General features: G+C 71.3%; 15 protein-coding genes. 5 read left to right on the forward strand and 10 right to left on the reverse strand.

The genetic code is table 11. From position 1 onward, the window contains the following. Position 1 precedes the first annotated feature (1 nt). Genes AB0J40_RS13180 through AB0J40_RS13200 form a run of 5 tightly spaced genes read right to left on the reverse strand, consistent with a single transcriptional unit; the run spans position 2 to position 3,346 of the window. On the reverse strand, positions 2–304 hold the full coding sequence (locus AB0J40_RS13180) for a hypothetical protein (RefSeq protein WP_364451697.1): 303 nt from the start codon (positions 302–304) through the stop codon (positions 2–4). Continuing rightward, positions 297–668, reverse strand: a complete 372-nt coding sequence (locus AB0J40_RS13185; protein WP_364451700.1) for a hypothetical protein — start codon at positions 666–668, stop codon at positions 297–299. The genes AB0J40_RS13180 and AB0J40_RS13185 overlap by 8 nt, the downstream gene beginning before the upstream one ends. A gap of 2 nt (positions 669–670) precedes the next feature. Then, entirely contained in the window at positions 671–1,753 is a 1,083-nt protein-coding gene (locus AB0J40_RS13190) for a hypothetical protein (protein WP_364451702.1), read from the reverse strand. 46 nt (positions 1,754–1,799) lie between these two features. Beyond that, positions 1,800–2,705: a hypothetical protein gene (locus AB0J40_RS13195; protein WP_364451705.1), complete on the reverse strand. Its 906-nt coding sequence runs from the start codon at positions 2,703–2,705 to the stop codon at positions 1,800–1,802. Positions 2,706–2,734: 29 nt separating this feature from the next. Next, positions 2,735–3,346 (reverse strand): hypothetical protein, encoded by a 612-nt coding sequence (locus AB0J40_RS13200; RefSeq protein ID WP_364451708.1) that lies wholly within the window; start codon positions 3,344–3,346, stop codon positions 2,735–2,737. A gap of 147 nt (positions 3,347–3,493) precedes the next feature. Here AB0J40_RS13200 and AB0J40_RS13205 point away from each other — a divergent pair, with 147 nt between their 5' ends. Beyond that, a complete protein-coding gene (locus AB0J40_RS13205; RefSeq protein WP_364451711.1) occupies positions 3,494–6,382 on the forward strand; it encodes a tetratricopeptide repeat protein in 2,889 nt (962 codons plus the stop codon). Between the two features lie 37 nt (positions 6,383–6,419). On the opposite strand, the gene AB0J40_RS13210 is transcribed toward AB0J40_RS13205, so the two are convergent. Together AB0J40_RS13210 and AB0J40_RS13215 are read right to left on the reverse strand one after the other, a co-directional pair. After that, a complete protein-coding gene (locus tag AB0J40_RS13210) occupies positions 6,420–6,596 on the reverse strand; it encodes a hypothetical protein (RefSeq protein ID WP_364451714.1) in 177 nt (58 codons plus the stop codon). Between the two features lie 127 nt (positions 6,597–6,723). Then, positions 6,724–7,950, reverse strand: a complete 1,227-nt coding sequence (locus tag AB0J40_RS13215; RefSeq protein WP_364451717.1) for an MFS transporter — start codon at positions 7,948–7,950, stop codon at positions 6,724–6,726. 83 nt (positions 7,951–8,033) lie between these two features. Between AB0J40_RS13215 and AB0J40_RS13220 the strand changes: the two genes are divergently transcribed. Continuing rightward, on the forward strand, positions 8,034–8,876 hold the full coding sequence (locus AB0J40_RS13220; RefSeq protein ID WP_364451720.1) for a LysR family transcriptional regulator: 843 nt from the start codon (positions 8,034–8,036) through the stop codon (positions 8,874–8,876). Here the strand turns inward: AB0J40_RS13220 and AB0J40_RS13225 are convergent. After that, a complete protein-coding gene (locus AB0J40_RS13225) occupies positions 8,866–10,068 on the reverse strand; it encodes an amidohydrolase family protein (RefSeq protein ID WP_364451723.1) in 1,203 nt (400 codons plus the stop codon). The genes AB0J40_RS13220 and AB0J40_RS13225 overlap by 11 nt on opposite strands. Before the next feature lie 10 nt (positions 10,069–10,078). After that, complete coding sequence (locus AB0J40_RS13230; RefSeq protein WP_364451725.1) at positions 10,079–10,603, reverse strand: heme-binding protein; 525 nt, start codon at positions 10,601–10,603, stop codon at positions 10,079–10,081. A 103-nt stretch (positions 10,604–10,706) separates the two neighbouring features. Here AB0J40_RS13230 and AB0J40_RS13235 point away from each other — a divergent pair, with 103 nt between their 5' ends. Both AB0J40_RS13235 and AB0J40_RS13240 read left to right on the forward strand, forming a co-directional pair. Beyond that, on the forward strand, positions 10,707–11,852 hold the full coding sequence (locus tag AB0J40_RS13235) for a sensor histidine kinase (protein ID WP_364451728.1): 1,146 nt from the start codon (positions 10,707–10,709) through the stop codon (positions 11,850–11,852). Next, positions 11,849–12,472 (forward strand): response regulator transcription factor, encoded by a 624-nt coding sequence (locus tag AB0J40_RS13240; protein WP_364451730.1) that lies wholly within the window; start codon positions 11,849–11,851, stop codon positions 12,470–12,472. The genes AB0J40_RS13235 and AB0J40_RS13240 overlap by 4 nt, the downstream gene beginning before the upstream one ends. On the opposite strand, the gene AB0J40_RS13245 is transcribed toward AB0J40_RS13240, so the two are convergent. After that, positions 12,378–13,469, reverse strand: coding sequence for an aldo/keto reductase (locus AB0J40_RS13245; protein ID WP_364451732.1), 1,092 nt, complete (start codon positions 13,467–13,469; stop codon positions 12,378–12,380). The genes AB0J40_RS13240 and AB0J40_RS13245 overlap by 95 nt on opposite strands. 47 nt (positions 13,470–13,516) lie before the next feature. Between AB0J40_RS13245 and AB0J40_RS13250 the strand changes: the two genes are divergently transcribed. Beyond that, positions 13,517–14,833, forward strand: a complete 1,317-nt coding sequence (locus tag AB0J40_RS13250) for a PLP-dependent aminotransferase family protein (protein ID WP_364451735.1) — start codon at positions 13,517–13,519, stop codon at positions 14,831–14,833. Positions 14,834–14,846: the final 13 nt, after the last annotated feature.

Here is a 14,846-nt window from a genome sequence, read left to right on the forward strand (position 1 = left end):
TTCAAGAACGGGCCAGGCGCAGAGCAACGCCGAGCAGCACGCCGGCGAGCACGACGAACAGCAGCGTCGCGGCCCCGAGCAGTACGGTTTCTCCGCGGCGATTCGCCGTGCGCAAGCGGTGGTTCGCGGCCAGCGCCACCAACGCCGCCGCGATGGGGGTTGCCCACGACCAATGCGGATAACGCACTAATCCCCAAATGGCGAATCCCGTGAATACGAGACTGAGGAGCCATACCCCGAAATACGCCTTGCGGAGAATGGCGTCGGCGTCGAACAGCGGTGAGCCGTTTCGCGGGTCAGCCATCGAGCCAGTCCACTTCGGAAAAATCTTCGTCGTCGTCCGCGGAGTCCGGACGCGCCCGGCGGGACGGGGCGGGTTCGTCCTCCATGGATGCCAGCTGCGCCAACGCATTTCGCCCTGCTTCGGCCTGCGCGTCCTTCTCGGCTTCGGACAGGTTGCCGTACCATTCGGTGAAACCCGCTGTGCTTCCGGCGAGCACGTCCGCGTACAGGTTCGCGCCCAGGATCCCGCGGGGAGTCACGTTGCCCGCCAGGAGTTCTCGGGCCATCTCCGCCGCGGCGGGGTTGGCCGTGGAAGCCGTCAGCTTGGTCAGCAGCGCGTGGCGGGCGCGGTTCTTCACCGGGTCCGCGGAGAATTCCGGCGACATGATCAGGCTCCCGGGTGGTCGTAGCCGGCGGGCAAGGGATGGGCTTGGAAGCTACCGCCGGAGCCGATGACGTCCAGGACGCCGCCGTGGATCAGGCGGATCGTGTTCTGGACGTTCATCAGCAGGTTCGTCATCTGCTTCCAGCCGTCGACCACGTTCTTGCACTCCAGCGCGGCGAGGCTCCAGAGCACGACCGGGCCGACGACCGTCTCGGACAGCACTCCGCCCGCGGCGAGTTCGACCGCGCCCCAGAAGATGCTGTCGAAGATGTCTTGGATGACGTCGTTGATCGTTTCGGAGAACTCCCAGACGCCTCGCGCCGCTTCGCGGTATTTGTCGCGCAAGGTGGCGAGGCCCGCCGCGTAACCGTCGACGATGCCGGCCAGCCCGCTGAAGTACTGGAAGGCCTCGTTGGCCGCGTTGCCCGTCCAACTCGTGAGCAAGGTGGTGATGTTCGTCTTCACGTCGTAAGCAACGTCGCCGCAGAAGAGGGACAGCGAGTTCAAGGCGTCCGAAGCCTTCGCGAACTGCTCCCAGTCGCCCGCCACCCAGTTCGAAAACTCCTCGACGGGGTTGACCTGGATCGTCGCGTCCAGGAACTGCTGCGTCCAGTAGCCCGCGCTGATCAGGTTGCCCAGGTCGTTCACGAGCTGGATGGGGTTGGTGAAGCCCTCCGCCTCGGGAGGCTTCAACCGTTCCGCCGGATGGGTGGTCTGGCGAACGGCCTGCGTGCCCGTGTCGGCGGGCAGCCCCGGTATCGACGGCATCCGCGGCGGGCTTCCGGGGTCGGGGTACGTCCGGTCCAGCCTCTCGGCCGAGCCTTGATCGACGCGGTCGTACATCTGCCGGACGCGGTCGAGTTCGGCGCTGCTCGCCTCGCACACCGAGGCGAGGCCGGTCAGTGCCTTGACGATTTCACCCTTGGCCTGTTCGTGGCTGCCGGCCAGTTCGGCGATCAGCCCCGGCTGTGCGCCGGTCTGCAGGTTGGTCTCGGCGAATCCTTCCGCGGCCTTCGCGTCGCCGTGGTGGTTGCCGAGGATTCCGCCGTACAGCCCGATCTGGAACGTGTCCACCGTGAACGCCACGGGTTACTCCCTAGCGTAGTTGATCAGTCGCAGAGAGTATGCCACTTCAAGGCTGAGGCGCCCACCGCACTCCGTACGCCAGGCCCGGCGTCAGCCGGCTGAATCGCAAGTGGACCTCCCCCGACGAGTCCACTTGCTCCGGACGCCCCCGGTACCCCGGATCCGAAACGTCCCTCTGGAACGCCCCCTCCAAAGCCCAAACCTCCGACGGGTGGGCAGCACCAAACCGAACCCGCAGGTCGAACGACTCACACGGCTGACGCGGCACCGAAACCATGTACGGCCGCAACGACGGCGGCCGGAACAACACCGCCGACTCCCACGACTCCCCTCGGGACAGCGGCCGGGGCAGCTCCAGTCCGTACCCCCACCTCGACGACGTCTCCATCCCGCGATCGACCAACGAACCGCCGTAGAGGACAGAGACCGAAGGGCGACCCGAAGGCAGCGAGACCGCCAAGTCCACGAACTCGAGACCCTCCTGGTCAGCCACGATCCGGCGTCTCTCGAGAACCAAAAGCTCGTCCACCACGCACGCGATCGACAACGACGCCGTGTGCCAGCGGTCCGAGGGCGAAACAACCGGCGAAGATGACGCCGATGCCAGCTCCGCCAGCAGCACGATCGCCTCGTCCACGCGGCGGCGGACCGTCCGTGGGTCACGGTCCACCCGGGACGCCGCCCATCTGACCCTGTCCTGGTACAGCGGCTGGCGGGCCTCCGCGGAAATCGCGAAGGCCGCCAGCGCCGCCAAGCGCAGGTCGTCCGGTAGCTGAGCGGCCAGTTCGGTGATACGTCCCGATACCTTCTCGCGGATCGCCACCTGGCCGTCGCCCGAAGACACCGCGCAGGCCGATCTCAAGAACGGCCCCACCCGGCCGTCGAGACGGCCCGCCAGCCCTCGGCCCTTGCGCAGCGTCTTCAGCTCCTGGACCAGCTCAGCGCGCTCCACCGTCGTTCTCCTTCAGTGCGTCTCCATCGTCAGCACCCCCTTCCGGACAGCCTGCGGCCAGGCGGTGGACCGGAAGTGGACAGAACGTGCATCACCGACGCGATCAGCGCCGTTCCCATGCGGACGCCGTCGCGGCCCAGGTAGCAGCGGAACGTTCCGATGCGGCTCAGCGCCTCTTCGTCCGCGTCACCGACTCCGAACGCCACCACTCGGGGGCGGTGCGACCAGGCCGGATCCATCAAGAACGAAAACGCCGGCGGCCACGTCACCGGGTCGGTCGGCTGGCCGTCGGACAGGAAGAACACCATCGGGCGGTGGACGCGGACCCGGTGCGCCGTGAGGAGACCGAGATCCTCGTCGATCACGTCACGCAGGAACGTGAACACCGGCCCGAAGTTCGTTCCCGCGCACGCCCCGGGCGCGGGAAGGTCCACCAGGTCGTCCATGGGCAGCATCCGCTGCACGAGCGAAGGCTTCCCCCCGAAGCCGATCACGCTGCACAGCACCCGGTCGGTGATCGACGCGTCCGCGTGCACCGCGCCGCGGAACTCGCGCAGGCCCTGGTTCAGTTCTTCGAGGTGGTCGGCCATCGAAAGCGATACGTCGCACGCCACGTAACACGGCAACACGTCGGACCCCATACCGGTTTCTCCTTCACCCCTGATTCGACCGGCGGAGTCTGGCAACCCCGCGTGTATCGAACGTGCAAGAAATGCGGATTACCGAAACCCCAACGGCCGATTGCGCGACATCAACGGGGGAAAGCAAGCTGACGCCGGGGAGGCTGCGTGGAGTTTCGGATGCTCGGCCCGCTGGAGGCGTGGCACGACGGCGCACCGGTGCCGCTGGGTGACCAGCAGCAACGGTTCGTCCTCGTCGTGCTGCTGCTCAACGCGAACAAGCCGGTGTCGAGCCCGCGCCTCGCCGAGATCGTCTGGGCCGATCGCGAAGCCAAGCCCACCCTGGTGCGCAGCTACGTAAAGCGGCTGCGCGACGTCGGTGTGAGCATCGAGACCACCCCCACCGGCTACCTCCTGCGGCTCGGCGACGACCAGCTCGACACCGTCCGGTTCGACCGGCTGCGCGCCGAGGCCGGCCGGGCCGACGACCCGCGGCGGAAGATTGAACTGCTGCGGGAGGCCGTCGGGCTGTGGCGGGGGCGGTTCCTGGAGGACATCGACATCGACCGCGTCGGCGGGCCGGAGGTCGTTGTCCCGGAAGAGACGCTGCCCGACGCCGTCGGCGACCTCGCCGAACTCGAGCTCGACACCGGCGACCACCGCTCGGCGCGCGACCGGCTGCGGCCGCTCGTGCGGTCCGATCCGGCCAGCCAGAAGCACGCCGGGCTGCTCATGCGCGCGCTGCTCGCCGGCGGTGACCAGGTCGGCGCGCTCCGCGTGTTCCAGAGCACCAGCGCCGCGCTCGCCGAGCTGCGGATGGAGCCCGGTCCGGTGCTGCGCAACCTCGCCGCGCGCGCCGAGCACGGCGAACCACCCAGCTCGCTGCCGTCGCGGCCCGGCGGGTTCACCGGGCGCGCCGCGGAACTCGCGACGATCGAAGCCGCGGCCACGGCCGGCCGGAAAGCGGTCTGGGTCAGCGGCGCGCCCGGCGTCGGCAAGACCGGCCTCGCCATCGAGGCGGCGCACCGCCTGCGCGACCGCTTCCCCGACGGCCAGCTGCTGGCCCGCCTCAACGGCTTCACGCCCGGCGTCTCCGAGACCAGCGTCGGCGACGCGCTCACCGAGCTGCTGGTCGAGCTCGGCGTGCCCGCCGAGCAGATCCCGGCCACCGTGGGCCGCAAGGCCACGCTCTACCAGACGACGTTGTGGGGCACGCGCACGCTGGTCGTCCTGGACAACGCCGCCACGCCGGAGCAGATCCGGCCGCTGCTGCCCGAGGCCGACGGCTGCCTCGCCGTCATCACGAGCCGGCGGATGGGTGACGTCGGCGAGCCGGTCCGGCTTTCGCCGTTGCCGCCGGAGGAAGCCGCCGAGCTGTTCACCGCGCTGACCGGCCCGTCGCGGGTGCGCGGGCGGGCGGCGGACGTCGCGCTCGTCGTCAAGCGCTGCGGGTACCTGCCGATGCCGATCCGGGTCGCGGCCGCGTTGTTCCGGCGGCACGAGCGGTGGCCGCTGACGCACCTGCTGCACCTGCTCGAAGAAGGCGGCCCGTGGGGCGAGGACGACGGCATCGCCGCCGTCCGGGTGTCCTACCAGCAGCTCGGCGAGCCGCAACGCGCCATGTTCCGGCTGCTCGGGAGCCTGCCCGGGCCGGACGTCGGTGTCGCGGGCGGCGCGGCGCTGGCCGGCTGCGACGTCGCCGAGGCGCGGCTGCTGCTCGACGACCTGCACGAGGTCAGCCTGCTCGAAGAGGCCGCGCCGGAGCGGTACCAGATGCTGGACCCGCTCAAGGAGTTCGCCGCCGTCGAGCCGGCGTCCGAGCAGGCTTTGGTGCGGCTGCTGGACTTCTACCTCGTGACGCTGGCGGCCGCGGTGGGCGCCGCGTACCCGTTCGACCGGGCGCAGCTGCCCGCGCCCGACCGGTCGTGCGCGGTGACGCCGAAGTTCGCCGACGAAGCCGCCGGGCTGCGGTGGATCGTCGCCGAACGGGACAACCTCGTGGCCGCGATCCGCTACGCCGCCCGCCACGGCCTGCCCGAGCACACTTGGCGGCTGGCCGTGCTGCTGTGGCGCTACTTCAACACGACCAACCAGTTCGAGGACTGGATCGGCACGCTCGAACTCGCGTGGGAGACCGTCTCGGCCGACCCCGGCAACGACCAGGGCCAGGCGCACGTCCTGCTCCGGCTGGCCACCGCGAACGACCGGCGCGGGCACCTCGCGCAGGCGCTCGAGCTGGCCGCCCGGGCGCTGCCGAAGTGGCGGCGGCTCGGCGACCCGCGGGGTGAGGCGGCGACGCTGTGCGCGCTCGCGATCCCGACGATGGAGCTGGGCAAGCACGAGCAGGCGATCGCCCATCTCGAGGCCGCGCTGGAGAAGTACGAGCAGAGCGAAGACCGGCGGGGCGAGGCCCACGCGCTGAGCATGCTCGGCTACCTCAACGAGCTGCACGGCAACCTCGACGTCGCGCTGCGCCAGCACTCGGCGGCCGCGGGGCTGCTTCGCGAAGTCGGGCACGTCCAGGGCCTGGCGCACGCGGTGAACAACCTGGGGTCCGTGCAGGAGCATCTCGGTCTGCTTTCGGAGGCGCTGGCCAGTTACACGGAGGCGCACGGGCACGCCGCCGAGGTCGGCGACCGCTGCGTCGAGGCCTACGCGCTCAACAACATCGGCAACGTGCACCGCAAGCAGGGCCGGTTCACGCAGGCGGTGCGCTACCACGACAAGGCGCGCGAGGTGGCGGCGAACGTGCCGGACGCCGACCTGCGCACGCAGCTGTACCTCGACCGCGGCGCGACCGCGTTGGCCCGGGGCGCGCGGCAGGACGCTCTGGCGGCGTGCGAGGCGGCGTTGGACCTGGCCGTCGGCGCCGGGAACCGCACCTACCAGGGCCGGGCTCACCGGGGTGTCGCGCAGACGCTGCACGCGATGGGCGAGCACGATCGGGCCGTCAAGCACTGGGACGCGGCCGAGACCGCGTTCACCGAACTCGGCTTGCCCGACGCCGACGACGTGCGGGCCGAACGCGTCACGCTGGACTGCTGCGCCGCGCGGTGACCGGGCCGGCCGGTTCGCGGCCGGCCCGGTGTCCGGGTCAACCGTGCCAGGGGTTGCCGTCGGTTCCCGCCGGCGGCGGGGTGCTGGTCGACGGCGGGGTGCTGCCGCCGCCGTCCGCGGATGCCGTGGTGGAACCGATGATCGGCGCCGCGGCGATGATGCAGAGCGCGAGCACGGGGCCGCCGATCTTGGCCAGCTTCTTGGGCATGGACATGACGAATCCTCCAAAGGAATGGGGTTTGACCAGGGATTCCGGAGGAATTTCCGGCCCTGCAACCAGGATTCGTCACGCAGCTGGGCGCAACAAGGCGTTTCCTGTTTCCTGTTCCAATAGGAAACAGTCAACTCCCCGGAAACAGAAGGGCGCCGCCGAGCAGGAGGACGCCGGCCGCCGCGAGGGCCGTGGTCGTCGACGTCGCGCTGAGCAGCGCACCCAGGACCGCCACGCCCAGCACGGCCCCTGTTTGCCGTGACGCGTTCAGTGCTCCGCCGGCAATCCCCGCCAGCTCACGCGGCGCCGAGCCCACCACCGCCGTCAGCAGCGAAGGGATCGCCAGCGAGACGCCGAACCCCAGCATCGCCAACGCGACCACCGGCAAACCGGGAAAGAATGCCTGCAGCAATGCACCCGACGACATCAGAAGTAAACCCGATACCGCGGGGAACCGCGATCCGATCCGCGCCACCAATCGGCCGGTGAAGATCGGGTTGAACGCCGTCGGAATCGTCAATGGAAGAAAGGCCAATCCCGTTGTCGACGGTGAATATCCGCGGGACTGCTGGAAGTACACCGACAGCACGAACAACACACCCGACAAGGCGAAGTTCACGATCGCGCCCGCCAGGAGGTTCCTGGAGAGCAACGACACCGGCAGCATCGCGTCCGGACGGCGTTGCGCCGCCACGAACACCGCCGCCGCCACCAAGGACACCGGCAGCAGCCAGAACACCGACTCCACCAGCGCGTAAGTCAATGTCGACAAAGCGACCACAGCCGACACCTGGCCCGCCCAGTCGACCCGGCCCGGCTTGGGCGGCGTCGCCGGGGCGGAGCGGGACAGCGCCAGCGCGAGCACCGCCACCGGGACGTTCACCAGGAAGATCGCGCGCCACCCGAAGGCCTGCGTCAGGAGGCCGCCCAGCAGCGGGCCGGCCACCAGGCCCGTTCCGCTCACCGCCGCCCAGACGCCCATCGCCTTGGCGCGAGCGGCCGGCACGAGATAGGCCGCGGCGATGAGCGACAGCGAGGACGGCACCAGCAGCGCGCCCGCCACGCCGAGCAACGCGCGCAGGGCGATCAGCGCCGCCGGCGATGGAGAAACCGCGGACAGCAAGGACAACGCGGCGAACGACAACAGGCCCGTGCAGAACACGCGGCGGGCGCCGAAGCGGTCCGACCACGCTCCGGCCGTCAACAGGAACGCCGCAAACGTCAGCGTGTAGCCGTTGGAAATCCATTGCTGCTCGGCCAAGGACGGCGACATGGACGGCAACGCCACCGTCACGATCGTCGTGTCCAGCATGACCAGGAAGTAGCCCAGCGAAAGGCCCGTGAGAAGTCTTGCCACACCACGAAGCCTGGACGCTGCGTGACACCGGCGGAAGCGGGGAGTTACGATGGTGGGTATCGGGAACGCCGATGGGGGCCCTCATGGAACTGCGCCACCTGCGCACCTTCCGCGTCGTCGCGCGGACGCTCAACCTCACGCGTGCCGCCGCCGAACTGCACTACGCGCAGTCCAGCGTCAGCGAACAGATCCAGGCCCTCGAAGCCGAACTCGGCGCCAAGCTCTTCGACCGGACCGACCGGACGCTCACCGCCGCCGGGAAACGCCTGGCCGGGTACGCCGACCAGGTGCTCGAACTCGTCGAGGAAGCCAAGGCCGCCGTGGACGACGAACGCGGCGAGCCCGACGGTCCCCTGACCATCGGCGCGCTCGAAACCCTGTGCGCGCACTGGGTTCCCGGCGTCCTCAGCGACTACCGGACGCGCTGGCCGCGCGTCAAGCTGACCCTGAAGGAGGGCGGCCGCGGTGAACTGTACCGCGGGGTCCGGGAGTCCGAAATGGACGTTTGCTTCACCTTCGGCGACGCGCCGGACGAGCCCGCCTTCGCCAGCCGGAAGATCGGCGAGGCGCCGCTCGTCGTCATCGTGCCGCCCGGACACCCGTTGGCGCACAAGGACAACATCCGGCCTGGCGACCTCGACGGCGTCGGGTTCCTCGCGACGCCGAAGGGCTGCGGTTTCCGGGAGATGCTCGACCGGATCGACGGTCCCGTCATCGACACCGAGGTCGGCAGCCTCGCCGCCCTCGGCCGGTGCGTCGCCGCCGGGATGGGGTGCGGGATCGTGCCCGCCATGGTCGACCACCCCGGCGCCGTCGCCGTTCCGCTGGCCGGCGGGACCACCGACGTCACCATGACGTGGCGGCGGCGCGACGAGCACAAGCCGAGCGTCGCCGCGCTGCTCGCCACCGCCACGGTCAGGGTTTGAGCACCGAAAGCCCGTCCGCCACGACGATTCCGTTGTGGACGACCGTCCGGTCCTTGCCGCGGTCCATCACCGCGCTCGTCGGCGTTTCGCCGTCGACCAGGACCAGGTCCGCTCGGTCGCCCACGGCCAGGCCGGGACGATCGGAAACGCCGGCCAGGCGGGGGACGTCGTGGCTCATGATCGACGCGCCGCCCATCGTGGCCACGGCGAGCGCCAGCTCGATGTCCGCGTCACGGCGGAAGCCGCGGGTGAACGCCAGCTGCCACGTCCGGTCCAGCAGGTCGCAGTTGCCGTACGGGCTCCAGTAGTCGCGCTGCCCGTCCTCGCCGAGCCCGACGCGGACACCGGCGGCGACCAAGTCCAAAAGGGACAGCTGACCGGCGGCGGACGGCGCCACCGTCGTCATCGCGATGTCCAGCGCGGCGAAGTCGTCGATGACCCGGCGGCTGACCGACTCCGAGATCGAGCCCAGGTCGTACGCGTGGGACATCGTCACCTTGCCGCGCATGTCCAGCGCCCGGACGCGCTCGATGACCAGGTCCGTCGAGAACAGGCCGAGGTGCCCCGGCTCGTGCAGGTGGATGTCCACTTCGGCCTGGTGCTTCTCGGCCAGGCCGAACACCGCGTCCAGGTGCCCCTTGGGGTCGCGGTCCAGCGTGCACGGGTCGATGCCGCCGATCACCGTCGCGCCGGCGCGCATCGCCGCGTCCAGCAGCTCCAGCGTGCCCGGTTCCCGCAGGATGCCGGCCTGCGCGAACGCCATCACCTGCACCTCGGCCTGCGCGGCGAACTTCTCCCGGGCGGCCAGGACCGCGTCGAGCTTCTCCAGCCGGCAGTCCACGTCGACCTGGGCGTAGCTGCGGACCCGCGTCGTGCCGTGCGCGATCATCCGCTCGAGCGTCCCCGCGACCCGCTCGGGCAGCGGCACCTCGGCCGAGCGCCAGTTCTCCCGGTCGTTCGTCATCATCGCCACCACGCCCGGACCACCGGTGTGCGGCCGGAACGGCAGGCCGATCCGCGTCGAGTCCAGGTGCACGTGGACGTCGCTGAACGCCGGGAACAGCAACCGGCCACGACCGTCCAAAGTGGCCGGCGCCCCAGGTGAGTGCGGCCGGACCGCCGCGATCCGGTCGCCGCTCAGCTCGACGTCACTGCGCTCGCCGCCCCAGGGGCGGACATCACTGATCAACACCGGAGCCACGTTACTTGCCGAGCGCGTCCACACCGGCCTGGGCGAACGCCTCGTCCTGCGCCCCGGACGGCGCGCCCGCGACGCCCACCGCGGCGATCGGGGTGCCACCGGCCGCGACCGGGACGGCGCCGGCCAGGAACAGGGTGCCGTCGATGTCCTTCAGCGTCGGGGCCTGCTGCAGGCGGCCGACCAGCTCGGACGTCTTCGCGTTCCAGGACACCGCGGTGAACGCCTTCTCCTGCGCCGAGCTGTAGGACTGCGGGCCGGCGCCGTCGCCGCGCAGCGTCACGATGGTGTTGCCGTCGCGGTCCACCACGGCGACCGACACGTGCCGGCCCGCCTTGCCGGCGGCGTCCAAAGCGGCCTGCGCGGCCTTCGAAGCGGCGGCGATCGACAGGTGCGACGTCTGGACGACGCCCTTGGGAGCGGCGGCCGGGGCCGGGGCCGCGGTGGCCGGGACGGCGGCGAACGAAACAGCGCCGACCGCGCCGAGCCCGGCGACGGCGGCGGCGATGCGGATGCGGGTCGAGTTCATGGTGTGCTCCTGTCGACGAGGGGTTCGATGACTCCAGCTTCGGCCCGGGACCGGGTGGTTCCGGTCGTCGTCCCGGCGGACACCGGGGTCATCCGATCGGCTGATGCGCGGCCTCCGGGCCGGGTCGACGCTGGTGCCGGACGAGGAAGGAGCCAGCATGGACGGCATGAACGACGCCGACGCGCGGTGGCTCGCCGCGGCCATGCACTCGGCGTTCTTCCTGCTGGTGCTCGGTTCGGCCGTCCGGTTCCTCACGCGCCACGACGGGAATCCGCTGGCGCCGTGGGTGCTCGGGTTCACCGCGGCGCTGGTCGTCGCGTACGGCGCCGGCCTGTTCGTCGACCGGCACCTCGCCTGGCTGACCGTGGTACTGGCGCTCTGGGTCGTGCTGGTGGTGCTCGCGCCCAGCTTCGCGTGGTCGGCGATCCCGCTGCTGGTCACCGGCCTGCGCACGCTGCCGACCGGGCAGGCGCTCGCGCTGGTGGCCGTGATCACGGCGCTGGTGGTCGTCTCGCAGAACCGGCTCGCCGACGGCTTCGACCCCAACCCCACCATCGTGCCGATCGCGATCGCCGTCGTCACCGCCGCGGTGATCACCTACATGCGACGCCAGGCCGAGCGGCTGCGCGAGTCGGAGAGACGCGCCGGCGTGCTGGCCGAGCGCGGCCGGGTGTCCCGGGAACTGCACGACGCGCTCGCGCAGGGCCTCTCCAGCCAGGCGATGCTGCTGCAGGCCGCCGACCAGGCGTGGGACCGGCCCGAGCTGGCCCGCGAACACCTGCGCGCCGCCGAGCGCGTCGGCGCGGCCAACCTCTCCGAAGCCCGGCGGCTCGTGCAGGACCTGGCACCCGCCGACCTCGCCGGCGCCACGCTCGAAGCGGCCTTGCGCGCCGTCGCCGGCCGGGCCGGGGTGCCGGTCGAAGTCCGCATCGACGGCGTCGAGCCGCCGCTGCCCGAGCGCGTCCAGTCCACTTTGGTGCGCATCGCGCAGGGCGCGCTGGCCAACGCGCGCGAGCACGCGGACGCGAGCAGCGTCGTGCTGACCCTCACCTACCTCGACGACCAGGTGGTGCTCGACGTCGCCGACGACGGACGCGGGTTCGCGGAGCCGGCGCCCGGCGGCCAACGCGGGCACGGCCTCCCGGCTATGCGCGTCCGGGCCCAGCAGCTCGGTGGCAGGCTGACCGTCGAATCCGCGCCCGGCCAGGGCACGGTCATCTCGGCCGCGATCCCCTTGGAGACCCCGTGACCATCAGCGTTGTGGTGTGCGACGACCACGCCGTGGTGCGTGCCGGGCTGCGCGCGCTGCTGGCGGGCGCCGACGGCATCGAGGTCGTCGGGGAGTCCGCGAGCGGGGAGGAAGCCGTCGCGACCGCCGCCGCCCTGCGCCCGGACGTCGTGCTGATGGACATCCAGCTCGGCGACGGCATCGACGGGATCGAAGCGACGCGGCGGATCCGGAGCGCCGCCGGCGCGCCCCGGATCCTAGTGCTGACGACCTACGACACCGACGCGGACATCAGCCGCGCGATCGCCGCCGGAGCGACCGGCTACCTCCTGAAGGCCGGGTCCGCGACCGAGCTGTACGCGGCGATCGAGGCGGCCGCGGCCGGGCGCACGGCGGTGTCACCGCCGGTCGCCGACCGCATGATGGCCCAGCTGCGCGCGCCGCGGCCGTCGCTCACCGGCCGCGAACTCGACATCCTCCGCCAGCTCGCCCAGGGACTGGGCAACAAGGAGATCGCCCGCGCGCTGTTCATCAGCGAAGCGACGGTCAAGACCCACCTGAGCCGGATCTATGCGAAGCTCGAAGTGGACACTCGCGCGGGAGCCGTCGCCGTCGCCAAGGAACAGCGCCTGCTGGACTGATCAGGGCATTGTCCAAGATGGACAGATGTGCTTCGGGCAGTTCGAGGGTGAACGCCGGGGCGATCGACTCATAGTGCTCCCAGGTGCGCGGACCGATCAGCGGGATCACTCCCTTGTGGACCAGCCACGCCAGCGCCACTTGGTTGCCGGACGCGCCCAGGTCCGAAGCCACCTTCGCCACCGCGGCCAGCCGCGCTTCCGAGTCCGGACCGGCGTACGAACGCCAGATCCGCGTGGATTCGCGGTAGGCCGCGTCGTCGTAGATCCCGCGCAGCAGCGAGGAATACGCGGCCAGCGAGACGTCCGGGTGCAGCGACAGCCAGTCCAGCAGCTCGCCGCCGGCGATGGACGGCACGTCGGCGCCGGTCGGACGCAGGTACGAGTGCTGCATCTGAACGGCCACCGGGGGCGCCCAGCCGTTCGCCAGTGCCAGGGAGCGGATGCGTTCCAGGCGCCACGTGCGGACGTTGCTCCAGCCGATGTACCGGACCTTCCCCGACCGCACCAGACCGTCCAAAGCGGACAGTGTTTCTTCGAGCGGCGTGGTTCGGTCGTCGACGTGGACGTAGTACAGGTCGATGTGGTCCGTTCCCAAGCGCCGCAGGCTTGCCTCCGCCTCGCGCTGGATCACCGCCGCGCTCGCGCCCTCGTACGTGCGCTCCCGCGCCGCCCAGTCCGTCGTGCCGTCCGGGCGGGACGCCGCGCGGGCCGCGGGGAGGTCCGTGATGCCCGCCGCGACCTTCGTCGCCAGGAAGACCCGGTCGCGGCGGCCGCGCAGCAGCTTGCCCAGGAGCGACTCGCTCTCGCCGCCGGCGAACTGCTCGCCCGCCCACCACGCGTAGCAGTTCGCCGTGTCCAGGAAGTCGCCACCGGCGTCGAGGTAGGCGTCCAGGATGCGGGCCGACATCGGTTCGTCGGTCGACGTCCCCATCGTCATGCAGCCCAGCGACACCTGGCTCACGTACTGGCCGGTCCGGCCCAGTTGCACCTTCTTCATGACTACGAACCTAGAAGAGAATCGGTCCGGTACTACGGTCCAATCCCGTGGCCGGATCACAGACCAATTGGGGTGTCCTGCTGGAGCTGAGCGGGCCGGGGCCGAAACACGAGCAGCTCGCGCGCGCCCTGCGCACGGCGATTCGCGGGCTCGAAGACGGCGCCGCCGTGCCGCCGAGCCGTCAGCTCGCCGCCGACCTCGGGTGCTCGCGGTGGGTCGTCACGCAGGCCTACGCCCAGCTCGTCGCCGAGGGGTACCTCGACGGGCGCACCGGCTCGGCCACCCGGGTCCGGCGGGTCGGGGACGCCGTCGCGGCGAAGCAACCGGCGCCGATCGAGCGGCCGCGGTACGACCTCGCCCCCGGGCTGCCCGACCTGCGGCACTTCCCCCGGCAGCGGTGGGCGGACGCCGTGCGCGGGGTGCTCACGACCGTGCCGCACACCGACTTCGGCCTGCCCGATCCGGCCGGTCACCCGCGGTTGCGCGCGACCCTCGCCGGCTACCTGCGACGCGTCCGCGGCGCCGCTCCCGGTGAGGTGCTGATCTGCGGCGGTGTCACCGACGGCGTGACCCGGGTCTGCCGGGCCCTGCGGGCGAACGGAATAACGCGGCTGGCGGTCGAAGACCCCGGCTGGACGCGGTTGCGACGTGCGGCCGCAAACACCGGGATGGGCATCGACCCGGTGCCGGTCGACGGCGAAGGCCTCGACGTCGGGCGGATTCCGAGCGGGACGCGGGCCGTGCTCGTCACGCCCGCGCACCAGTTCCCCACCGGCACCGTCCTCTCGCCGCGGCGGCGCGCGGAGCTGATGACCTGGGCGCGGGACGTCGACGGGCTGGTCCTCGAAGACGACTACGACGCCGAGTTCCGGTACGACCGGCGGCCCGTCGGCACCTTGCAGGGCACCGATCCGGGGCGGGTCGCGCTCTTCGGGTCGGTCAGCAAGACGCTCAGCCCGGCGCTCGGGCTCGGCTGGGCGGTCGTCCCTCCACAGTGGACTTCGCCGGGGCACGCGCCGCCGGTGCTGGACCAGCTGGCGCTCGCCGCCTTCGTCGAAAGCGGTGGCTACGACAGGCACCTGCGGGCCGCGCGGCTGCGGTACCGGGCGCGGCGCGACCGGCTCGTCGACGCCCTCGGCCCCGCCCGGCTGTCGGGGGTCGCTGCCGGGTTGCACCTCGTCCTGCACCTAGATCGGGACGCGGCGGCCGTCGTGCGGGAAGCGCGGGCGAAGGGCGTGAAAGTGGCCGATCTCGACGACTACCGCGTCGCGCCCGGCGAGCCCGCGCTGGTGCTCGGCTACGGCAACCTGGCTGACAACGCTGTCGAGGCCGCCGCCCGGTTACTGCGCGAAGCCGTCGGCTGAGGTCTTCTCAAAC

This window comes from Amycolatopsis sp. NPDC049691 (genome assembly GCF_040675005.1).
Lineage (GTDB): Bacteria > Actinomycetota > Actinomycetes > Mycobacteriales > Pseudonocardiaceae > Amycolatopsis.